This is a genomic window from Pseudomonas sp. NFACC37-1, assembly GCF_900101575.1.
Taxonomy (GTDB): domain Bacteria; phylum Pseudomonadota; class Gammaproteobacteria; order Pseudomonadales; family Pseudomonadaceae; genus Aquipseudomonas; species Aquipseudomonas fluorescens_AA.
This window is the reverse complement of sequence record NZ_FMUZ01000023.1, coordinates 55,987-77,390: the sequence shown is the minus strand read 5'-3', so window position 1 is coordinate 77,390 and position 21,404 is coordinate 55,987. Positions and strand designations below refer to the sequence as shown.

At 61.6% G+C, this 21,404-nt stretch carries 22 protein-coding genes; 13 read left to right on the top strand and 9 right to left on the bottom strand.

The genetic code is table 11. From position 1 onward, the window contains the following. Nucleotides 1-3 precede the first annotated feature (3 nt). Nucleotides 4-1,161 carry an efflux RND transporter periplasmic adaptor subunit gene (locus tag BLP82_RS21345; protein WP_139197907.1) on the bottom strand — a complete coding sequence of 386 codons (1,158 nt, stop codon included), beginning with the start codon at nucleotides 1,159-1,161 and terminating at the stop codon, nucleotides 4-6. A gap of 268 nt (nucleotides 1,162-1,429) precedes the next feature. Between BLP82_RS21345 and BLP82_RS21340 the strand changes: the two genes are divergently transcribed. Further along, nucleotides 1,430-2,062, top strand: coding sequence for a TetR family transcriptional regulator (locus tag BLP82_RS21340; RefSeq protein WP_060738814.1), 633 nt, complete (start codon nucleotides 1,430-1,432; stop codon nucleotides 2,060-2,062). Nucleotides 2,063-2,326: 264 nt separating this feature from the next. Here BLP82_RS21340 and BLP82_RS21335 read toward each other — a convergent pair whose 3' ends face one another. The 4 genes from BLP82_RS21335 to BLP82_RS21320 all read right to left on the bottom strand — a co-directional run bounded on the left by BLP82_RS21335 (nucleotide 2,327) and on the right by BLP82_RS21320 (nucleotide 5,732). Beyond that, entirely contained in the window at nucleotides 2,327-2,842 is a 516-nt protein-coding gene (locus tag BLP82_RS21335; RefSeq protein ID WP_092172662.1) for a hypothetical protein, read from the bottom strand. A gap of 316 nt (nucleotides 2,843-3,158) precedes the next feature. Continuing rightward, nucleotides 3,159-4,208, bottom strand: a complete 1,050-nt coding sequence (locus BLP82_RS21330; protein WP_092172659.1) for an alkene reductase — start codon at nucleotides 4,206-4,208, stop codon at nucleotides 3,159-3,161. Between the two features lie 37 nt (nucleotides 4,209-4,245). Beyond that, nucleotides 4,246-5,412, bottom strand: coding sequence for an MFS transporter (locus BLP82_RS21325; protein WP_092172657.1), 1,167 nt, complete (start codon nucleotides 5,410-5,412; stop codon nucleotides 4,246-4,248). Between the two features lie 17 nt (nucleotides 5,413-5,429). Continuing rightward, entirely contained in the window at nucleotides 5,430-5,732 is a 303-nt protein-coding gene (locus tag BLP82_RS21320) for an ArsR/SmtB family transcription factor (protein WP_053119236.1), read from the bottom strand. Nucleotides 5,733-5,890: 158 nt separating this feature from the next. Here BLP82_RS21320 and BLP82_RS21315 point away from each other — a divergent pair, with 158 nt between their 5' ends. Next, nucleotides 5,891-6,475 (top strand): acyl carrier protein phosphodiesterase, encoded by a 585-nt coding sequence (locus BLP82_RS21315; RefSeq protein ID WP_092172654.1) that lies wholly within the window; start codon nucleotides 5,891-5,893, stop codon nucleotides 6,473-6,475. Between the two features lie 114 nt (nucleotides 6,476-6,589). On the opposite strand, the gene BLP82_RS21310 is transcribed toward BLP82_RS21315, so the two are convergent. Both BLP82_RS21310 and olsB read right to left on the bottom strand, forming a co-directional pair. After that, nucleotides 6,590-7,384: a lysophospholipid acyltransferase family protein gene (locus tag BLP82_RS21310; RefSeq protein WP_092172651.1), complete on the bottom strand. Its 795-nt coding sequence runs from the start codon at nucleotides 7,382-7,384 to the stop codon at nucleotides 6,590-6,592. Continuing rightward, a complete protein-coding gene (gene olsB / locus BLP82_RS21305) occupies nucleotides 7,384-8,139 on the bottom strand; it encodes an L-ornithine N(alpha)-acyltransferase (RefSeq protein WP_092172648.1) in 756 nt (251 codons plus the stop codon). Before olsB ends, BLP82_RS21310 begins: the two co-directional genes overlap by 1 nt. Nucleotides 8,140-8,284: 145 nt before the next feature. Between olsB and BLP82_RS21300 the strand changes: the two genes are divergently transcribed. The 5 genes from BLP82_RS21300 (at nucleotide 8,285) to BLP82_RS21280 (ending at nucleotide 12,730) form a co-directional block, all read left to right on the top strand. Beyond that, nucleotides 8,285-9,157 (top strand): acyl-CoA dehydrogenase family protein, encoded by an 873-nt coding sequence (locus tag BLP82_RS21300; RefSeq protein ID WP_092172645.1) that lies wholly within the window; start codon nucleotides 8,285-8,287, stop codon nucleotides 9,155-9,157. Between the two features lie 174 nt (nucleotides 9,158-9,331). After that, nucleotides 9,332-10,426: a serine hydrolase domain-containing protein gene (locus tag BLP82_RS21295; protein WP_092172643.1), complete on the top strand. Its 1,095-nt coding sequence runs from the start codon at nucleotides 9,332-9,334 to the stop codon at nucleotides 10,424-10,426. After that, entirely contained in the window at nucleotides 10,423-10,731 is a 309-nt protein-coding gene (locus tag BLP82_RS21290) for an amidase (RefSeq protein ID WP_092172640.1), read from the top strand. The genes BLP82_RS21295 and BLP82_RS21290 overlap by 4 nt, the downstream gene beginning before the upstream one ends. 249 nt (nucleotides 10,732-10,980) lie before the next feature. Continuing rightward, the gene (locus BLP82_RS21285; RefSeq protein WP_092172637.1) at nucleotides 10,981-11,571 is read left to right on the top strand and encodes a YceI family protein; all 591 of its coding nucleotides are present in this window, start codon (nucleotides 10,981-10,983) and stop codon (nucleotides 11,569-11,571) included. A 1-nt stretch (nucleotide 11,572) separates the two neighbouring features. After that, complete coding sequence (locus BLP82_RS21280) at nucleotides 11,573-12,730, top strand: phospholipase D-like domain-containing protein (protein WP_092172635.1); 1,158 nt, start codon at nucleotides 11,573-11,575, stop codon at nucleotides 12,728-12,730. Nucleotides 12,731-12,858: 128 nt separating this feature from the next. On the opposite strand, the gene bglX is transcribed toward BLP82_RS21280, so the two are convergent. Next, the gene (gene bglX, locus BLP82_RS21275; protein WP_092172632.1) at nucleotides 12,859-15,150 is read right to left on the bottom strand and encodes a beta-glucosidase BglX; all 2,292 of its coding nucleotides are present in this window, start codon (nucleotides 15,148-15,150) and stop codon (nucleotides 12,859-12,861) included. Nucleotides 15,151-15,402: 252 nt separating this feature from the next. On the opposite strand from bglX, the gene BLP82_RS21270 reads away from it, so the two are divergent. The 6 genes from BLP82_RS21270 (at nucleotide 15,403) to BLP82_RS21245 (ending at nucleotide 20,154) form a co-directional block, all read left to right on the top strand. After that, on the top strand, nucleotides 15,403-16,011 hold the full coding sequence (locus BLP82_RS21270) for a LemA family protein (RefSeq protein WP_092172629.1): 609 nt from the start codon (nucleotides 15,403-15,405) through the stop codon (nucleotides 16,009-16,011). A gap of 123 nt (nucleotides 16,012-16,134) precedes the next feature. After that, a complete protein-coding gene (locus BLP82_RS21265; RefSeq protein ID WP_092172626.1) occupies nucleotides 16,135-16,884 on the top strand; it encodes a TPM domain-containing protein in 750 nt (249 codons plus the stop codon). A 28-nt stretch (nucleotides 16,885-16,912) separates the two neighbouring features. Further along, nucleotides 16,913-17,530, top strand: a complete 618-nt coding sequence (locus tag BLP82_RS21260; protein ID WP_092172623.1) for a TPM domain-containing protein — start codon at nucleotides 16,913-16,915, stop codon at nucleotides 17,528-17,530. A gap of 255 nt (nucleotides 17,531-17,785) precedes the next feature. Beyond that, nucleotides 17,786-19,003 (top strand): class I SAM-dependent methyltransferase, encoded by a 1,218-nt coding sequence (locus tag BLP82_RS21255; protein WP_092172620.1) that lies wholly within the window; start codon nucleotides 17,786-17,788, stop codon nucleotides 19,001-19,003. Between the two features lie 152 nt (nucleotides 19,004-19,155). Beyond that, complete coding sequence (locus BLP82_RS21250) at nucleotides 19,156-19,737, top strand: DJ-1/PfpI family protein (RefSeq protein ID WP_092172617.1); 582 nt, start codon at nucleotides 19,156-19,158, stop codon at nucleotides 19,735-19,737. A gap of 72 nt (nucleotides 19,738-19,809) precedes the next feature. Then, nucleotides 19,810-20,154 carry a YegP family protein gene (locus tag BLP82_RS21245; protein WP_092172614.1) on the top strand — a complete coding sequence of 115 codons (345 nt, stop codon included), beginning with the start codon at nucleotides 19,810-19,812 and terminating at the stop codon, nucleotides 20,152-20,154. A 213-nt stretch (nucleotides 20,155-20,367) separates the two neighbouring features. Here the strand turns inward: BLP82_RS21245 and BLP82_RS21240 are convergent, their stop codons facing one another. Next, entirely contained in the window at nucleotides 20,368-21,387 is a 1,020-nt protein-coding gene (locus BLP82_RS21240; RefSeq protein WP_092172611.1) for a DUF4917 family protein, read from the bottom strand. Nucleotides 21,388-21,404: the final 17 nt, after the last annotated feature.

Sequence of the window (21,404 nt, the reverse complement as noted above, 5' to 3'; positions counted from 1 at the left end):
GGTTTACTCCCCTTTGCCGCCGGCGGCTTTATCAGCTGCCTTTGCGGGGGCCGGGTTCTTGGTGCCAACGTTGGTGGCTTCGGTGGCTTTGACTTCCACGCCTGGCCGTACGTACTGCAACCCTTCGGTGATCAGGCGATCGCCGGCCTTGAGCCCGTCTTCGATCAGCCACTGGCTGCCGACGGTGCGGCTGGCCTTGAGCTGGCGCAGCTCGACCTTGTTGTCCGCACCCACCACCAGCGCGGTTGGCGCGCCCTTGAGGTCGCGGGTCACGCCTTGTTGCGGTGCCAGGATCGCCGCGCTGTTCACACCGGCCTGCAATTGAGCGTGGACGAACATGCCCGGCAGCAGGGTGTGATCAGGGTTGGGGAACACGGCGCGCAAGGTCACGGACCCGGTGGTCTGGTCGACCGACACTTCAGAAAATTCCAACTTGCCTTCGTGGGGATACTGGCTGCCGTCTTCCAGGGTCAGCTTGACCATGGCCGCGTTCTCGCCGGCCTTTTGCAAACGGCCGCTTTCCAGTTCGCGGCGCAGTTGCAGCAGCTCGACCGAGCTTTGCGTCACGTCGACGTAGATCGGGTCCAGTTGCTGAATGGTTGCCAGGGCATCAGCCTGGCCGTTGCTCACCAGCGCACCCTCGGTGACCGAGGAGCGGCCGATGCGGCCGGAAATCGGTGCATAGACCTTGGTGTAGCGCACGTTGATCTGGGCTGTCTGCAGATTGGCTTCCGATTCCAGGCGATTGGCCACGGCGGTATCGTATTCCTGACGGCTCACCGCCTGTTCATCCACCAGTTGCTTATAGCGGTCGGCAATCGACTTGGTGGAGCGCAGGTTGGCCTCGGCGCTCTTTAGGGTCGCTTCGTAGACCGCAGGGTCGATCTGGTACAGCTGCTGGCCGGCCTTGACGTCGGCGCCTTCCTTGAACAGGCGCTTGAGAATGATGCCGTTGACCTGTGGCCGTACTTCGGCGACGCGGAACGCGCTGGTGCGGCCCGGTAGTTCCGAGGTCAAGGTGAAGGGCTGGGTCTTGAGGGTTACGACGCCGACCTGAGGAGGGGGCGCTGCAGGTGCAGCCTCTTCCTTTTTGCATCCGCTGAGCAGCGATGCCAGGGCGATGGCGGTAACCAGAGCAGTAACAGCTGGCTTGAATTGCATGGAAATCCTCGGGTCCAGGCGCGCGATGGGCGCACTCGAAGGTGGAAGGTAAAAAAGCAGCAGTAATTCAATTAGTAGGATGCTAAGAAATATACTTACGTACACGGTTGTTTGTAAACAGCCAAATTGCGTAATATCCGGATTTACAAAAGCCTGACAAAGGGCCTGAGTAGATCGGAGGGAGGCGCTTCAAGCGACGTCGCCTCCTATTTTGTTCTGCTGATTCTTACGCATTGCTGACGCAATCCTGATTGAGGTGTTTACTGCCATGGTCCGTCGTACCAAAGAGGAAGCCCAGGAGACTCGCAGCCAGATAGTCGAAGCGGCCGAAAAGGCGTTCTTCGAGCGAGGCGTGGCCCGCACCACTCTGGCGGATATCGCGACGCTGGCCGGCGTGACGCGGGGTGCTATCTATTGGCATTTCAGCAACAAGGCGGACCTGCTCCAGGCCATGCTCGATACCTTGCATGAGCCGCTCGATGACCTGGCCCGCGCCAGTGAGAATGAAGAGGAGCTTGACCCGCTGGGTTGTACGCGCAAGCTGCTGGTGCAATTGTTTCAACAAGTTGCCCTGGACCCGAAGACCCGACGCATTAATGAGATTCTGTTCCATAAGTGTGAATTCACCGATGAAATGTGCGATCTGCGCCAGCAGCGGCGCCAGGTCAGCCTCGACTGTAATGTGCGTATTGCCTTGTCATTGCGCAATGCGATGAATCGCGGCCAGCTACCGGCGGACCTGGAACCGGAAAGGGCGGCGATTGCCCTGCATGCCTATGTCGACGGTATTCTTTATCAATGGCTGCTGGCCCCCGATAGCTTCCCCCTGGCCGGTGAGGCTGAGCGCTGGGTGGATATCGGGCTGGATATGCTGCGCCTGAGCCCTAGCCTGCGCAAATGAAACAAAATGCGTAATTGCTTCGGTTTGTTTCGTGTCAAGTCTTCAAGATGGCTTTTATAAACTGAATACTGTCGTGGTTGAAAGGCAATCTTGAACAAATTTTGTAGGGGATTTGTTCGTGACCGGAAGGTACTCCGTCGGATCCCGATTCCCACGGAGTAAGTTTGCAGGGGCATGTCAGCGTCATGGCACCTTCATGCCGGGCAATGATGAAGGACCCATGTCCGGCTCCAGGCGAAACCTGTAGGCGAACTGGCCGGATGCTTACCGACCTGGTTCGATCATGAGGCGAACGGTGTAGTTGAAGGGTGGCTCAAGCATCTTCCGGGAAATTTCCGACCGACACGTGTATTCGCCATTGCCGGTGTAAGTCGTCCTGCTTTTCCACGTCGGCTTATAGCTGGGTTCCAAAGCGCCAGGCACGATGGAGACCTGCAAGCGGGTGTGCATTTGACATTCAAAGTTGAAATGGCTCATTTCATAATTTAGGACCAGTTCAACAGGTTTGACTTTTTTTAATGTCGGGCGCCAGCCGGCTCCAGGGTAGGTGTAATCCCTGAAGTGCTCGATATGGAATCTATAACTTGATTTCGGATCGATGTCGTGGGCGCTCAAGGAAAAATCCTCGGCCTGGGGTGGGTCGGTTAACAGGTTGTTCATTTTCATTGTGCCGCGGGTATTGTTGGCAATCTCCACGGTCACTTCGGTATTGGCCTGGCTGTGGGCAACCATGGTGGGGCCCAGCAGGAGGGCGAAAATGAAGTTTTTCAGGATGTTCATGGTAAGGCATCTCTCATAAGTACACGGTCCGCTGGCGTTCGCCTGCAAACTGAGGGTGTTTGGTTAGTTGGTGTTGCCGGAATGTTGAAGTTCTTAATGTGCGGTGGAGGTGTAAGTTTCAATCCTTTGTATCAGTAGGGGTGCGTTCGAACGTTATTATTAGCGCCGTTGCGTGTTTGAATCCATGTCAGATGAAAGTTGCCTTGTTATTTAATGTTGCTGTTCGCAATGACTGAGTGTGGTTGAAGTTCTGCAGGTATAAAAAAGCCCCGGCTCTTTCGAGTCGGGGCTTTTAAATAAAGCGGCTGGTGCGAGCTTACATCACGGGGTAATCAATGTACCCCACTGGGCCTTTCCCATAGAAAGTTTCAGGATGCGGCTCGTTCAACGGTGCATTGGCCTTCAGGCGTGCCGGCAAGTCCGGGTTGGCAATGAACGGAACCCCGAACGCGACCGCGTCAGCCTTGCCAGCCGCCAGCCAGGCGTTGGCGCTGTCTTTGGTGAAACGTTCGTTGATGATGTACGGGCCGCCGAAGGCTTGCTTGAGTTGCGGACCGATGCTGTCGTCGCCTTCTTTCTCACGGGAGCAAATGAAAGCGATGCCGCGTTTGCCCAGCTCACTGGCCACGTAGCTGAACGTCTCCAGACGGTTTTCGTCGCCCATGTCATGGGAGTCGGCCCGTGGTGCCAGGTGCACGCCCACTCGGCCGGCGCCCCAGACTTCAATGGCTGCGTCGGTCACTTCCAGCAACAGGCGGGCACGGTTTTCCAGGGAACCGCCGTATTGGTCGGTGCGCTGGTTGGTGCTGCTTTGCAGGAACTGGTCGAGCAGGTAGCCGTTGGCGCCATGGATTTCCACACCGTCGAAACCAGCGGCCTTGGCATTCTCGGCACCGACACGGTAGGCGTCGACAATGTCGGCGATTTCAGCGGTTTCCAGTGCGCGCGGCGTCGGGTAGTCGGCGAGCGGACGAACCAGGCTCACGTGGCCCTTGGGCTGGATCGCGCTGGGTGCCACGGGGGCTTCGCCATTGAGGTATGACGGATGGGAGATCCGGCCCACATGCCACAGTTGCAGGAAGATCTTGCCGCCGGCGCCGTGGATCGCCTTGGTGATGTTGGCCCAGCCGCGCACCTGGTCGTTGGACCAGATGCCCGGCGTGTCCGGGTAGCCGACGCCCATCGGCGTGACGGAGGTCGCTTCGCTGAGGATCAGGCCGGCGGAGGCGCGTTGCACGTAGTACTCGGCCATCAGCGCGTTGGGCACGCGGCCTGCGTCGGCGCGGCAGCGGGTGAGCGGGGCCATGATGATGCGGTTCTTCAGTTCGATGTCGCCGAGTGTGATCGGATCGAAAATAGTCGCCATGAATTGCTACCTCTTCAGAATCAGGGAGTGGTTGAAGTCAGTGAGTTGCGGGAGCCAGCTCGGCATTGCCGCCCTGGCGGAAAGTGATCAGGGTGACCAGCAGCGCCAGCACGGCCAGCGCGCCGGCGGCCAGGGGCACGGAGGTCAGGCCCAGGCCATGGTCGATGACGCTGCCGCCGACCCAGGCGCCCAGGGCGTTGCCGATGTTGAAGGCGCCGATGTTCAGGGTGGACACCAGGTTGGGTGCATCTTTGCCAAAGGTCACCACGTTGACTTGCAGGGCCGGCACGGCAGCGAAGCAGGCGGTGGCCCAGAGGAACAGGGTGATTTCACTGGGGATCAGTGCCACGCTGGTCCAGCTCAGTACGGTGGATACCACGGCCATGGTGAGGAAGACGCCCATCAGGGTGTTCGCCAGGCTCTTGTCCGCCAGCTTGCCGCCGATGATGTTGCCCAGGGTCAGGCCCAGGCCGATCAGCACCAGGGTCCAGGTCACGCCACGGGGCGACACGCCGGTCACTTCGCCCAGCAGGGGGGCGACGTAGGTGAACAGGGTGAACACCGACGCGGAGAACAGCGCGGTCATGCTCAGGGACAGCCAAAGGCCGGCGCCTTTGAGCGCTACCAGTTCCGAGCGCATGTCGAGTTTTTCTTCATCGCGCTTGGCCGGCAGGAAGCGGATCAGGCCGATCAGTGCCACCACGCCAATGACGGTCACGGCCCAGAAGGTCGAGCGCCAGCCGGCTTCCTGGCCCAGTGCGGTGCCCAGCGGTACGCCGAGCACGTTGGCCAGGGTCAGGCCGGTGAACATCAGGGCCACGGCCGAGGCGCGTTTGTTGGGCGCCACCAGGCCGGCGGCCACCACCGAACCGATGCCGAAGAACGCGCCGTGGCACAGGGCGGTGACGACCCGGGCGAACATCAGCACGTTGTAGTCGCTGGCGATCGCGCAGAGCAGGTTGCCGACGATGAAAATCCCCATCAACGCCACCAGGGCGGCCTTGCGCGGCAGCCGGGCGGTGGCCAGGGCCATGAACGGTGCACCGATGGCCACGCCCAGGGCGTAGCCGGTCACCAGCCAGCCGGCGCCGGGAATCGACACGCCCAGGTCGGCCGCCACGTCGGGCAACAGGCCCATGATGACGAACTCGGTGGTGCCGATGGCAAAGGCGCTCAGGGCCAGGATCAGGAGTGAGAGGGGCATGATGGGTCCTTGTCGGGTCAGAGCTCTTGGCTCATTTGCTTGAGGAACTGCTGGATCACTTCCTCGTTGCGTTTGAAGAAGTGCCATTGACCGACCTTCTGGCTGGTGATCAGCCCCGCCCGTTGCAACACCGCCAAGTGCGCAGACACCGTGGATTGCGACAGGCCGCAACGCTGGTCGATCTGCCCGGCGCAAATGCCGAACTCGTGGTTGTGCAACTGGTCGGGGAACTGGACCTTGGGGTCTTTGAGCCAGTTGAGGATGTCTCGCCGTACTGGGTGCGCCAGGGCTTTTATTATTTCGTCGAGGTCGAGGGTCATGGGTGGCAAGCTCGGGGGTGAGTAAAACGCTATATCGCGATAGAGCGAACCTTAAATCGTTATTTCGCGATACACCAATATGGATTTGATCTGAACACCGAACAAATCGCTATATCGGGTTATAACGATATGGGCGCGGGGGTGCTAAGCTGCGGGCCATGAACTATCTCGCGCACCTGCACCTCGGCGGCCCCGGCCGGGAACAACTGCTCGGCAGCCTCTACGGCGACTTCGTCAAAGGGCCGTTGCAAGGGCAGTACGATCCGCAGATCGAAGCGGCGATTGCCCTGCATCGGCGCATCGACATGTACACCGACCGCCATCCCTTGGTGGACATTGCCCTGTCGCGTTTTTCCACGGTGCGACGGCGCTATGCCGGGATTGTGCTCGACGTGTTTTTCGATCACTGCCTGGCCCGGGACTGGGCGTTGTACAGCGAAGGGCCGCTGGTGGATTTCACGTCCCGTGTCTACCAGGTACTGCGTACCGAGCCGCAACTGCCGGGGCGCCTGGCACAGATCGCGCCATATATGGCGGCGGATGACTGGCTGGGGTCTTATCAGGAGTTCGACGTGCTGGGGCAGGTACTGCGCGGCATTTCCCGCCGCCTGTCCCGACCCGAGGAATTGGCCGGGGCGATGGCGGAGTTGATCGAGCTTTATGAGCCGCTGAGCGAGGATTTCCGGTTGTTCTACCCGCAGTTGCAGGATTTTGTGCTGAGTCAGGTCACGCCAAATAACTAAATGTGGGAGCGGGCTTGCTCGCGAAGGCGGTGGATCAGTCAACATCTGTGTTGAATGTACTGCCGTCTTCGCGAGCAAGCCCGCTCCCACAGGGGGCCCGCGCAGGGATCCGGGTCAGGCCGCAATCGCCGCAGGCCGCATCGGCGCTTGCTGCTTCTCGGGAATCGTCCCGAACAACGCCTTGTGCACTGCCTGTTGCGCCTGGAACGCCAGTGCCGCGCGTTCCTGGCCGTGGCAGGCAATCGGTTCCAGCAGATGGATGTGCACGTCGCCCCGATCATTGGCGAACAGGCGCATCAGGTGCGACAGCAAATCATCATCGCCAATGAACGGTGCCAGCGAATCCGGCTCACCGTCGCGCAGGTAACGGATCGCCACCGGCTGCAAAGCCACATCGGCATCGATGGCCGCCGACAACAAGCGACCGTGGAAGGTACGCAGGGATCGGCCATCGGTGGTGGTGCCTTCCGGGAACATCAGCAGCGGATGAGCCTGTTCCAGGTGGCGGCTCATTTGTTTGCGGATCAGTTGGCTGTCACCCGACCCGCGCCGGATAAACAGGCTGCCGGCCTTGGCGGCCAGCCATCCGGCCACCGGCCAGGTGCGCACTTCGGCCTTGGACAGGAATGACATCGGCGTGAGCATGCCCAGCAACGGGATGTCAGTCCAGGACACATGGTTACTGACCCACAGCATCGGCCGTTGCGGCAGTTGACCATGGACAGTGACTGAAAAGGGCAGGGCATGGCTCAGCCGCGCCATGAAGAACCGCGACCAGCGCTGGCGACGGACCATCGAGTTGGCGACCCCCAGGCGTTCGAACAGGCCGAACACGCTGGCCATGCTCAGGCCCAGGGTCACTACCAGCAAGACTCGCGCGATACGCGCGTACACCCGCAACCGGCTCATTACACGGCTGCCTTGAAGTGGCGGGCGTAGCGGGGGCAGAGTTCGTCGCGCTTGAGCAGGATGAACACGTCGGCCACCTGGAAGTCCTCGTCCCAGCACGGCTCACCGCAAATCTTCGCGCCCAGGCGCATGTAGGCCTTGAGCAGCGGCGGCATTTCGGCGATGACGTTGGACGGCACGTCCAGGCTCGGCAGCGGTTTTTTCGGCACGGCCTGCAGGTGTTCGGTGCACAGGTAGCGCTCACGCAGGCGCTGCATGATTGCCTGGGCCTGGATGCCGCCATCCTGCATCGGAATGCTCGCGCAGCCCATCAGGTAGCTGTAGCCACCTTCGTTCAGGACTTCGGCCAGTTCGCCCCAGAGCACCGCGATGGTGCCGCCGTTGCGGTAGGCCGGGTCGACGCAGGTGCGGCCGATTTCCAGGATCGGGCCCTTGAGATGGACCAGGCCGTGAAGGCTGAATTCTTCTTCGCTGTAGAACCGGCCCAGGCTGCTGGCGGCCTGATGGTCGAGCAGGCGCGTGGTGGCCACGAGGCGGCCGGTGTTCAGGTCGCGTACGCCGATGTGGGCGCAGTGAACATCATAGTCATCCATGTCCAGACCCTTTTCCGCGCCTTTGAGCTTGGCGTTGAATTCGCCGCTGAAGACGTTGAAGCGCAGGGCCTGGGCTTCTTGCAAGGCGTGGGTGCCGATCAGGCGTTCGGCTTGCAGGCGGCGTTCATTGCCGGTGTCGCTGATGCGGGCGATCTGGGTCATAGCGAATCTCCGTGCGGGCTGTTCAGTTGCAGCCTGTCGACTTTCTTTATGCAGCCATGTTGTGCAAAGTCAGGCTATGTAGCCCCGGTGTCATCGCCATGAAGCTTTGGTGATGCTTATATGACAGCCTTCAAGGAGCCCTCTCATGCCCTGGCACACCCTGATCGAACGCGGCGAGCGCCTGCCCACCTATCCGGACCTGGCTGAAGGTTATGCCGCGTTGTTGCAACGCCTGGGGCCGGTGACGCCGTTCGAGTTGGCCGTGGCCGGGGCTCGCTCGATGGCCACGCCGGGGCTGGCTTTCCTGGTGGGGTACCAGGCGGCGCTGCGGGTGCTTTGGCCGAGCGCGCCCCAGAGCCTTGGCGCCCTGTGTGCCACTGAACAACGCAGCCTGCGCCCGGCGGACATGCAAACCCGCCTCGACGACTTGCGCCTGAGGGGGCGCAAGGATTTCGTCACCGCTGGCGACGCCGCCGAGTGGCTGCTGATTGCCGCTCGCGGCGAAGCGCCCGGCGAAACGCCACGGCTGAACCTGGCAGTGGCCTATGCGGGCGAGCCCGGCGTGACCCTGGAAAAACTACCCGCCATGGGCCTGATGCCGGACATCAGCCATGGCCGCGTGCTGCTCGACGGCGCGCTGTGCGAGTTGCTGGCCGGTGATGGTTGGGACGCCTACGTCAAACCGTTCCGCACCCTGGAAGACCTTTATGTACTCAGTGCGATGACGGCCTGGTTGTATGGCGTCGGGCAGGAATGTGCCTGGCCCCAGGTGTTGCAACTGCGCCTGCTGGCGCTGCTGGCCGGCTGCGCGGAGGTGAGTCGCCACAACCCTTCCAGCCCTGCCGGGCATGTGCTGCTGGGCGGGTTGTTCGCCCAGTTCCAAGGGCTCGACGGCGAACTCGACGCTGCCCTGGCCGCCGGGCCTGCGGACTGGCGCGAGATGTGGACGCGGGATAAAGGTGTAATGGACCTTGCGGCGGGGGCCCGGGCCAAGCGGTTGGCCAAGGCGTTGGGATAAGCCTCCAAACGACCAACCCTTGTGGGAGCGAGCTTGCTCGCGATGGTGGAGTGTCAGCCAACGTCATTGCTGCTGATCCGGCGCTATCGCGAGCAAGCTCGCACAGGGGGCACACACTCAAATTGTCATCAAGTCTGCATAGGCTCTAAAGGTTAAACCTTGCGAGCCCCAAGCATGTCCAAAGGCTGGTTCCTGATCCCGTTGCTGATACTCAACCTGAGCGTCCAGGCCGAAGACTGGCCCGGCGAGCAATGGCCAAGCGGCCCGACCCCGAGCGGGCCGGCCATCGAAGCCTTGGAACACTACGCCTTCCCACCCCGGGACGATGCCAGCCGTGAGGGCATCCGCACCGATGCGCTGCTGGTGATCCAGGACGGTCGGCTGGTCTATGAACGCTACGCCGGACCGACCACCTCCCAGACCCCGCACCTGACCTGGTCCATCAGCAAAAGCCTGCTGGCGACGGTGTTCGGCGTGGCCTACGGTGAACAGCGCTTTGCCCTGGACGATCCGGCAGCCAAGTACTACCCACCCTTGAACCGGCATCCGGGCCTGACCCTGGCCGATCTTTTCCACTGGGCGTCTGGCCTGGACTGGCAGGAGGACTACGAATACGCGCCGCTCAAGTCCTCGGTGGTGGCGATGCTCTATACCCGCGGGCGTCATGACATGGCGGCGTTTACCGCGCGGCATGAAAGCTTCAGCCCCCCGGGGCAGGCGTTTCGTTATTCCAGCGGTGACAGCAACCTGTTGGCGGCGGCCCTGAAAAACATCGTCGGTGCGGCACGTTATCCCGATTATCCCTGGACGGCGCTGTTCGAGCCCCTGGGCATCCGCCACGCGACTTGGGAAACCGACGCCAGCGGCACGTTCGTGGGATCGTCCTATGCCTACCTCACGGCGCGGGACCTGGCGCGTGTCGGGTTGTTGATGCTACGGGACGGCCGCTGGGGCGAACGGCAACTGATCCCCAAGGATTGGGTCGCGTTCAGCCGTGAACCGTTCGTGCACTTCCAGGCCGGCCAGGACGAAGCCGTGCCGGGCGGGCACTGGTGGCTCAACCGCGGCGCCGATCCGACGCTCCACCCCTGGCCCGCTGCGCCGGCGGATACCTTCGCCGCGCTGGGCCATTGGGGCCAGGCGCTGTACGTCATCCCCAGCGCCAGACTGGTGATCGTGCGCTACGGCGACGACCGCGACGGCAGCTATCGCCATAACGAACTGCTCAAGCGCGCCATGGCGGCGTTCGCCGGGAAGGGGCAGCCATGAAGCGCAAAATCTTGCTGACCTTGTTGTCGGTGCTACTTATCGCCCTGTTCAGTTGGGTCTGGCTGGAGCGGGTGGCATTGCGGGCCTTCCCCGACATTATCAGTGCCTACACCGCCAAGGAATACTGCTCATGCCGCTATGTGATGCAGCAACCGGCCGAGTATTGTCGGGGTTATGTGAAGCAGGCAGTGCCCACCCGCGATTTTCTCGAGACCGTTGAAGCCAAGCGCGTCACCGTCAGCGGGTTGGGGCGCAGCAACAGTGCGCAATGGTTGGGAGAGCGGCAGGGGTGTCGGTTGGAGTAACTCAAGAATGGCGCGAACCTTGTGGCGAGGGGATTTATCCCCGTTGGGCCGCGCAACGGCCCTATAGCTGTGATTGAGGTTTTCAGGTGGATTGAATCGCCTGCTTTGGGGCTGCTGCGCAACCCAACGGGGATAAATCCCCTCGCCACAGGGTCTTGTGTGTTTCTGACCGTTGTTGAAACAGACTGTTTGCAAGCGCCCTCGGCCCGGTTAAGGTTCGCCACAGGTTTATCTGCCCCCCGAGTGTGTATGTTCAAGCGGTTTTTCCCTCACGCGGTCGTCAGCCTGCTGCTGGCCTGCGCAGCGTTGCCGGCCCAGGCCGACTGGTACCTGGACGGCGAGTCGTCGCGGTTGTCGTTTATCAGCAGCAAAAACGGCAACGTTTCCGAGGTCCAGCGTTTCCTGGTGCTGCACGGCCAAGTCCAGCCCGACGGCTTGGCGCGCCTGGAAGTGGAGCTGGAATCCATCAACAGCGGCATTCCCCTGCGGGACGAGCGCATGCGCGCCGAGTTGTTCCAGATCAAGCAATTCGCCGAAGCCACCGTTACCGCCAAGATCGACCTGGCGCCGATCCAGGACCTGGCCAACGGCGCGCAGTTGGAGTTGCGCCTGCCGCTGACGGTGAACCTGCACGGCAAGCAGCATGAGTACCCCGTTGAACTGCTGGCGACACGCCTGGATGAACGCCGCTTCCAAGTAGTGACCTTGGAGCCGGTGGTGCTCAACGCGGCGGATTTCGATCTGGCGCCGGGCCTGGAAAAGCTCCGCAACCTGGCCGGGTTGTCGGCCATCAGCCTGTCGGTGCCGGTGAATGCGGTGCTGATTTTCACGGCGCGTTGACATGAGCGGCCCGGTCTTTCCCTGGCGTGACGGCAATCGCTTCGAGCTGTTGATCGACGGCCCACAGTTCTTCCCACGCATGCTGGTGGAAATCGCCCGTGCCCAGGAGCAGGTCGAACTGGAGCTGTACCTGGTGGAGGCGGGGGCTTGCGCCGAGGCGATGGTCCAGTCACTGGTCCAGGCCGCCGAGCGGGGCGTTCGTGTGCGCTGTCTGTTCGATGACTACGGCAGCCTGGCGTTTACCCTGGCCCTGCGCAAGCGCCTGACCGAGGCTGGGGTGGAGTTGCGTTTCTACAATCGCCTGAGCTGGCGCCGCTGGGTGCGCAACCTTTATCGGGATCACCGCAAGCTGCTCTTGGTGGACCAACGCCTGGCCGTGGTCGGTGGCACCGGGGTGACCGATGAATTCTGGAACCCCCTCGACGACCGCAGTGAGTGGCACGAAGTGATGGTGGAAATCGTCGGCCCGTTGGTGCTCGACTGGCAGTTGCTGTTCGACCGCCAGTGGCTCGCCAACCGTCATCGGCGGGCCTGGAAGCCAGCCTCCAATTTCGGCTTGCCGCGCCTGCCGCGCGTTCCGCCGGTGGGCGAGGGCATGGGCCGGGTGGCGTATGCCGACGCCCGTCAGCATCGCGATATCCTGCAATCATTGTCCCGGGCATTGAACAGCGGCCAGAAACGCATCTGGATGGCGACGCCATATTTCCTGCCGACCTGGAACGTGCGCCGCTCCTTGCGCAAGGCCGCCGCCCGGGGTATCGACGTGCGCCTGCTGCTGACCGGCCCGCGCACCGATCACCCGTCCGTGCGCTACGCCGGGCACCGTTACTACCCGCGATTGCTCAGGGCCGGTGTGCAGATTTTCGAGTACCAGCCGTGTTTCCTGCACCTGAAGATGGTGCTGGTGGATGATTGGGTCAGTATCGGCTCCTGCAATTTCGATCACTGGAACCTGCGTTTCAATCTGGAAGCCAATCTGGAAGCCCTGGATTCCAGGCTCAGCAGCGCCGTGGCGGCCAGTTTCGAGCGGGATTTCGCCCAGAGCCTGCAAGTCAGCCTCGACGCCTGGCAGCGCCGACCGTTGTGGAAGCGATTCAAGCAGCGGGTGTGGGGGTTGGTGGATCGGGTGGTGGTGAATCTGCTGGATCGGCGGGGCTAGGCTCACTGCAAGCCCTTGTGGGAGCGGGCTTGCTCGCGAAGGGGGCATAACAGTCAACATCTTGGTTGGTTGTTAAACCGCTTTCGCGAGCAAGCCCGCTCCCACATGGGATTTGCAGGGCCTGAAGGTCAGAGCAACTCAAAACTCTGCTGCTTAACGTCCTGGGAATCCAGGCCGATCTGCACGTTGAACTTGCCCGGTTCAGCCCCGTACTTGAGTTGAGCGTTGTAGAACTTCAGGTCGTCTTCGGTGATGGTGAAGTGGATGACTTTCTTCTCGCCAGCCTTGAGCATCACCTTGCGGAAGTTCTTCAGCTCTTTCACCGGGCGAATGATCGAGCCGGTCACGTCCTGGATGTACAACTGCACCACGGTTTCGCCGTCACGCTTGCCGGTGTTTTCCAGGGTCACGCTGGCGTCGAGCTTGCCGGTCTTGTTCAGCGTGGTCGACGACAAGGCCATGTCCGACAGGCTGAACTCGGTGTAGCTCAGGCCGTAGCCGAACGGGTAGAGCGGGCCGGTGGTGTCATCGAAGTACTGCGAGGTGTAGTTGCCCGGCTTGCCCGGCGTGAACGGCCGGCCAATGCTCAGGTGGTTGTAGTAGGTCGGAATCTGCCCCACCGAGCGTGGGAAGGTGATCGGCAGCTTGCCCGACGGGTTGTAGTCGCCGAACAGCACGTCCGCGATGGCGTTGCCACCTTCGGTGCCGCTGAACCAGGTTTCCAGGATCGCATCGGCCTGCTGCTTTTCTTCCAGCAACGACAGCGGACGGCCATTCATCAGCACCAGCACCAGCGGCTTGCCGGTGGCCTTCAGGGCCTTGATCAGCTCGCGTTGGCTGGCCGGGATGTTCAGTTCGGTACGGCTCGACGACTCATGGGACATGCCACGGGACTCACCCACGGCGGCCACCACCACATCGGCATCCTTGGCGGCTTGCACCGCTTCGTCGATCAAAACCTGGGCCGGGCGCGGGTCGTCCACCACTTCCGGGGCGTCGAAGTTGAGGAAGTTCAGGTAGTCGAGCACCTTCTTGTCGCCGGTGATGTTGGCCCCACGGGCGTAGATCAGCTTCGACTCGGCGCCCAGGGCGCGGGTCATGCCGTCGAACAGGGTGACCGATTGCGCAGGGCGTCCGGCCGCGGCCCAACTGCCCATCATGTCGATCGGTGCCTTGGCCAGCGGGCCGACCAGGGCGATCTTTGCGGTCTTCTTCAGGGGCAGGGTCTGGTTGCGGTTTTCCAGCAGGACCAGGCTGCGGCGTGCTACGTCACGGGCATCGGCGCGGTGCAGTCGGCTTTCGGCGTAGGTGTCGGCCGGGTCGTCCTCGGCCTTGCCGATGCGCAGGTACGGATCCTTGAACAGGCCCATGTCGTATTTGGCCGCGAGCACTTCGCGCACGGCGTTGTCGATGTCGCTCTGTTCGATCTCGCCGGCCTTGAGCAGCCCTGGCAGTTCCTTGCCGTAGAGCGAGTCGTTCATGCTCATGTCGATGCCGGCCTTGATCGCCAGCTTCGCCGCTTCGCGACCGTCCTTGGCGACGCCGTGCTTGATCAGTTCGAAGATGGCGCCGTGGTCACTGACCGCCAGGCCCTTGAAGCCCCATTCCTTGCGCAGCAGGTCGTTCATCAGCCAGGTGTTGGCGGTGGCCGGCACGCCGTTGATGGAGTTCAGCGCGACCATCACCCCGCCGGCTCCGGCGTCGATGGCGGCGCGGTAGGGCGGCAGGTAGTCCTGGTACATTTTCAGCGGACTCATGTCCACGGTGTTGTAGTCCCGGCCGCCTTCCACCGCGCCGTAGAGGGCGAAGTGCTTGACGCTGGCCATGATGCTGTCGGCCGCGTTGGCGCCGTTGCCCTGGAATGCCTTGACCATCACCCCGGCGATGCGCGACACCAGGTAGGTGTCCTCGCCGAAACCTTCGGAGGTTCGGCCCCAACGTGGGTCGCGGGAAATGTCGACCATCGGCGCGAAGGTGATGTCCAGGCTGTCGGCCGCGGCTTCCTGGGCGGCGATGCGTCCGGAGTGGTAAATGGCGTCCATGTCCCAGCTCGAGGCCAGGGCCAGGGGGATCGGGAAAATCGTGCGGTGGCCGTGGATCACGTCATAGGCGAAGAACATCGGGATCTTCAACCGGCTGCGCATGGCCGCGTCCTGCATCGGACGGTTCTCATCGCGAGTGATGGAGTTGAACGTGCCGCCGATGTTGCCGGCGGCGATTTCCTTGCGAATCATCTCCCGGGGCATTTCCGGGCCGATGCTGATCAGGCGCAATTGGCCGATCTTCTCTTCGAGGGTCATCTGCTTCATCAGGTTGCTGATGAAGGCGTCCTTGTTCTCTATGGGGGCGGGCAGGTTGTCGGCAAATACGGAGTGACTGGCCAGACTGACAAACAGGCCCAGCAAACACAGCTTCTTCATGAATAGTTTTCTCGCAAAGCCTAAAGGGCGGTAATCAGGACACGCCGGTCAGCCAAAATGTGAGGAGCGGCTATTGTTGTTCGGTCAAATACAGCACACTTTCGAGCCCAGGGGGCTGAACTTAGTTTCGCACCGCGCATCTTTTAGCCCATCGACCCGTTTCAATCCAGTGCGGCGGCAGATTATGCCCCAGACGCCAGTGAGATAGGTGGCCGGGTTTTTCCAATGTCATGCCAGGGAGCGCTTTATCCAATGAATCCACGAGTGAATCACCTTCGCAGCCTGCCGATGCTGGCCTTGATGCTGCTTACTACGCTACTGGCCGGTTGCGGCATCAATAACATCCCGACCCTGGACGAACAGGCCAAGGCCGCCTGGGGCCAGGTGCAGAACCAGTACCAGCGTCGCGCCGACCTGATTCCCAACCTGGTGGAAACCGTCAAGGGCTACGCCCAGCACGAGCAGGAAACCCTGACCGCGGTGATCGAGGCGCGGGCCAAGGCCACATCGATCCAGGTGGACGCCAGCACCTTGGACAACCCGGAAAAACTCAAGCAGTTCCAACAGGCCCAGGACCAGTTGACCGGCGCGTTGAGTCGGCTGATGGTGGTGTCCGAGCGTTATCCGGATCTCAAGGCCAACCAGAATTTCCTGGCGCTGCAATCGCAGCTCGAAGGCACCGAGAACCGTATCGCCGTGGCACGCCGCGACTTCATCCTGGCGGTGCAGAAGTACAACACCGAGATCCGCACGTTCCCGGGCCGTCTGTGGCACAGCGTGATGTACAGCGACCTGCCGCTGCGCGAAACGTTCGAGGCCACCAGCCCCGATGCCGAAAAAGCCCCTGAAGTGAAGTTCTGATCAATTCGGCAGTTTGAAGCGTTGTGGGAGCGAGCTTGCTCGCGATGGCGGCGGCACATTCAGCATTGCTGCAAGCTGACCCACCGCTATCGCGAGCAAGCTCGCTCCCACACAGGAGTTGCGATGCAAGTGTTGAAATTTGGCCTGGTGCTGTTGTTCTGGGTCTTTGCGTTCACGGCCCAGGCCGAGCTGAAGTTTCCGGCACTGACCGGACGCGTGGTGGACACCGCCCAGATGCTTGACCCTTCGGTGCGCGCGCAACTGGAGACGCAGCTCAAGGCCCATGAGCAGGCGACCGGCGAACAGGTGGTGGTCGTGACCCTGGCCGACCTGCAGGGCAGCAGCATCGAAGATTTCGGCTATCAGCTGGGGCGCCACTGGGGCATCGGGCAGAAGGATAAAAACAACGGCGCGCTGCTGATCGTCGCCCGGGATGACCGTAAACTGCGCATCGAAGTGGGCTACGGCCTGGAAGATCGCCTGACCGACGCCCAGAGTTCGGTGATCATCAACCAGGTGATCACCCCGGCTTTCAAGACCGGCAACTTCAACAAAGGCATCAGCGACGGCGTCGCGGCGATGCTGGTGGTACTGGGCGGCAGCCCGCTGGACGAGCCGGCGCCGGCGTACAGTGCGGACGGGCAGCAGGAGCAGGGCGATTTTGTCGAGCGCCATCCCGGGCTGTTCATCTTCCTGGTGATACTGTTTATTTTGACGATATTGGTCTGCCAGATGCTCGGTATCCTGCCGGCCGGAGGTGGTGGTTCCAGCCGTTCGGGCGGATCCGGTGGAGGCTTCGGCGGCGGGGGCGGCGGGGGCTTCAGTGGTGGCGGTGGCAGTTTCGGGGGCGGCGGTTCGTCGGGCGGCTGGTGACAATAATAATGAGCAGGCACTTTTAACCATGGCATTACTGACTGAACACGAACAACGCAAGGTCGCCGAGGCCATCGCCCGGGTCGAGCGGCATACCGACGCCGAACTGGTCACGGTGCTGGCCGCCCGCGCCGACGACTACGCTTACATCCCGCTGCTATGGGCGAGCCTGCTGGCGCTGGTGGTGCCCGGTGTGGTCCATTACCTCACCGGCTGGTTGGCCCTGCACAGCCTGTTGCTGGTGCAGTGGGTCAGTTTCATCGTGTTGTGCCTGGTGTTCCGCATTCCAAGGATCACCACTCACCTGATCCCCCGTTCCGTGCGTCACTGGCGGGCCTCCAACCTGGCACGTCGGCAATTTCTCGAGCAAAACCTGCACCACACCGTGGGCAGCACGGGCGTGCTGATCTTTGTCTGCGAGGCCGAGCGGTATGTGGAAATCCTTGTCGATGAAGGCATTTCCAGACACCTGGACAACACATGCTGGGACGCCATCGTCGCAACGTTCACCCAGCAGGTCCGCCAGGGGCAGACGCTGGAAGGCTTCGTGACTTGCATCGCGGCCTGTGGCGAATTGCTCAAGGAGCATGTGCCGGTGACTCATGAGCGCAATGAGCTGCCGAATCGGTTGGTGGTGCTGGGCTGAGATAAATTTCTGCCGGACACCGTTGTAGCGAGGGAAATTTATCTGTGGCGAGGGGATTTATCCCCGTTGGGCCGTAGGCCCCCTAAAAAAGCCGACAATCGGTATATGCAGGGATACCTTATTGCCTGGTTTGGGTCTGCTGCTCAGACCAGCGGGGATAAATCCCCTCGCCACATGAATTTCCCCGTGCCCTTGCACTTCATCCCCCCTAAAATACCGGCATTCCCGATCCGCCCGCCCCGAGGCCGCTTGTCCATGTCCGCCACCGCAACTCCAGCCCGTCCCGCGCCGGATCATCACGCCCAGTTCATCGACCTGCTGCACTCCAGCCTTGAACAAAACGCTTTCATCAAACTGGTGCTGGCCAAGTACGTTGGGGATGAGGCGGACCTCCAGCGGCTGATCATCAAGCAGCTGACGGTCAAGGACCAGCCGTGCCTGTCTTTCGTCTACCGCTACAAGACTCGCGACATCACCAAGAATTTCCCCCTGGCCGAAGGCGTGGACACTATCGCTGCGTTGTTGCCAGCATCGTTCAAGAACGCGCATTTGCTGGCGGTCACCGACGAGGCGCAGTTGGAGTACAGCAAAAAGGGCAAAAGCTCGCTGTTCAAGAGCAAGCCCCAGCAACTGCGGGAAGTGCCGTCTGTCGAGCACAACCGCGAGAAGAACCGCTTCCTCGACCTGAACCGGCCGTTTTTGGCCGACCTGGGCGTGACCAACCACAAGCACGAGCTGATTCCGGCGATGTCGCGCAAGTGGAAGCAGATCAACAAGTTCATCGAGGTCTTCAGCCACGCGCTGACGTCTTCGCCACTGGCCCTGGACAAACCGGTGCGGGTCTCGGATTTCGGTTCGGGCAAGGGCTACCTGACCTTCGCCATCCACGATTACCTGCGCAACACCTTGCAGGCCGAAGGCGTGGTGACCGGTGTCGAGCTGCGCGAAGACATGGTCAAGCTGTGCAACGAAGCCGCCGCGCGGCTGGAGCACCCGGGCCTGAGTTTCCAGCACGGTGACGTGCGCAGCGTGGCGCCGAGCGCGGTGGATGTGATGATTGCCTTGCATGCCTGCGATATCGCCACCGACTACGCGATCCACATGGGCATTCGCTCGGGTGCCTCGATCATCATGTGCTCGCCGTGCTGCCACAAGCAGATCCGCCTGCAGATCCAGAGCCCGGCCTTGCTCAAGCCGATGCTGCAATACGGCCTGCACCTGGGCCAACAGGCGGAAATGGTCACCGACAGCTTGCGGGCGTTGTTCCTGGAAGCCTGCGGCTACGAGACCAAGGTCTTCGAGTTCATCTCCCTGGACCACACCAACAAGAACAAAATGATCCTGGCGGTCAAGCGCGCCGAACCTGTGGATCCCACCGAGCTGCTGGCAAAAATCGAAGCACTCAAGGCCTTCTACCACATCACCGAGCATTGCCTGGAAACGCTGCTGCGGGCGGATGGTTATCTCGCCTGAGTTCCACTGTTAGCACCCACCCCCCCAGGATGATATCCAGCATCCCCCGGTATGCATCCCGTCAGGTAATGACGGGTTATCGCTCATCCGCCGCCTTACCGGACTACCTTTAATGCGTTCACCTCTCACGCATTTCCAAAGGAGCCCAACCCATGGCCGCGAAGAAAATCCTGATGCTGGTCGGCGATTACGTCGAAGATTATGAAGTCATGGTGCCATTCCAGGCCTTGCAGATGATCGGTCACACCGTACACGCCGTGTGCCCGGGCAAAAAGGCCGGGCAGACGGTGCGCACGGCGATCCACGATTTCGAAGGCGACCAGACCTACAGCGAAAAGCCGGGGCACTTGTTTGCCCTCAATCACGATTTTGCCAGTGTCCAGGCCGTTGACTATGACGCCCTGCTGGTGCCGGGTGGGCGCGCGCCGGAATACTTGCGCCTGGACGAAACGGTCCTGCAACTGGTGCGTGATTTCGATCTGGCGGGCAAGCCGATTGCCGCGGTGTGCCACGGTGCGCAATTGCTGGCCGCGGCGGGCATCCTTGAAGGGCGCGAATGCAGCGCCTACCCGGCGTGTGCTCCGGAAGTACGCCTGGCGGGCGGGACCTATATCGACATTCCGGTGACCGAAGGCCATGTCCAGGGCAACCTGGTGACCGCACCGGCCTGGCCTGCGCACCCGAACTGGCTGGCGGGGTTCCTGACCCTGCTGGGCACGGCCATCACTTTGTAGTAACGCACTGGCAAGGTAGGCGCAGCGGGTCTTTACTCCCGGGGCATGCCCTTCATTGCCTGGAGAACAATCATGTCCGGATGGTACGAAATCAGCAAAAGCAGCAGTGGCCAGTTTCGGTTTGTACTCAAGGCGGCCAACGCCGAAACGATTTTGACCAGCGAGCTGTACACCACCCGCAGTGGCGTCGACGGTGGCATTGCTGCGGTGCAGAAAAACAGCCCGTTGGCCGAGCGCTATGAACTCAAGAACACCAAGGACGGCCATCCGTACTTCAACCTCAAGGCTGGCAACCATGAAGTGATTGGCAGCAGTGAGGCGTATTCATCGGACGCTGCCCGGGACAAAGGCATCGCCAGCGTCAAGGCCAACGGACCGACGACGGTCATCAAGGACAAGACCGTGGCTGCGCTCTGACGGCAAACCGACAGATGCAGTAGCGAGGTCTTTGTGGCGAGGGGATTCATCCCCGTTGGGTGCGCAGCGCCCCCAAAGGCGAAAGCCCCGGTCTACCTGACATACCGAGTTGTCATGTATGAGGGCTGCTGCGCACCCCAACGGGGATAAATCCCCTCGCCACAAGTCCACCCTGTTTCCGATCCAAATAGTCATGCCCAATGCTGACTTACCCTAGACCTCCACCGGCACCGACAGCTCCGGATCGCCCAGCGGATGGCTCTTGGCATCGAAGAAGCGCAATTGCACCTCCAGCCCCTGGAAGACCTTGGCGTAATGTCGTTTCTGGTGCTGGATGAACGCCTGGCTGCGCGGGTAGATCGAAATCGCCACGGTTTTCGGTGCGGCCAGGCGCAGGGCGTGGACAATGTGCCGGTCCTGCTCGCCCAAGGCATGGCCGAACAGGCACAGATTGTCGCCATGGCGCAGCAACTGGTCGTAGCAGAACGACAGGTAATCGCTGCTGCGGATGGTCTTGAGCTTATCGGCGCTGGAGCCTTCATTGACGAACAGCGGCACGTCGTCGAGGGTCTTGATCGTGTTGTTGATGGCGAAACTGCCCAGCAAGGTGCCTTCGGTGGACGTGAGCTTGCGCGCCGTGCCGTCCTGGTTGCGCACCAGGTGCAGGCCGCCGTGCAGGTACAGCAGGCGCGGTTTGTCCGTGGCCACCTGGCTCAGGTCGAAACTGTGGTCATCGCCGCAGAACAGGTCGCTGATGGTCTCGACCCCATGCTGGATCGCCCAGTAGTTGAGCAGGTCGTAGTTGGTGGTGAACACCGTGCGGTAGCGGCTCAGCTCCTGGTTGAGCGTTGCCAGGGTCGACGGTTGCACCAGCCGCCACGGGATGTGTACCGCGTGCACGGTGTTGATCAGCGCTTCCTTGATCGCGTAATAGCGGTTACGCGGGGCGGCGGAGCTGACGGCCAGGGCCTTGTTGACCCGACTGGTGGTTTTCAGCGCCCCGAGCACCTGTTCGAAACTGCGGGTCTGCATCGCGTCGAATACGCTCAGTTCCGACGGGCTCAAGGGTTTCTCCTCGACGGTGCGGGCGTTTTCGAACAGCGAGTCATAGCCGAAATCGTCCCACACCGCGCGGCTGGCTCCATTGCCCACCAGCAGGCCGCTGAAGGCGGTATCGGCGCGCACGGCCTCCCAGTCTTCGAGCCGGGTGTCGTATTCCTGGAAATCGGTCATCGCAAGGATCATCTCAA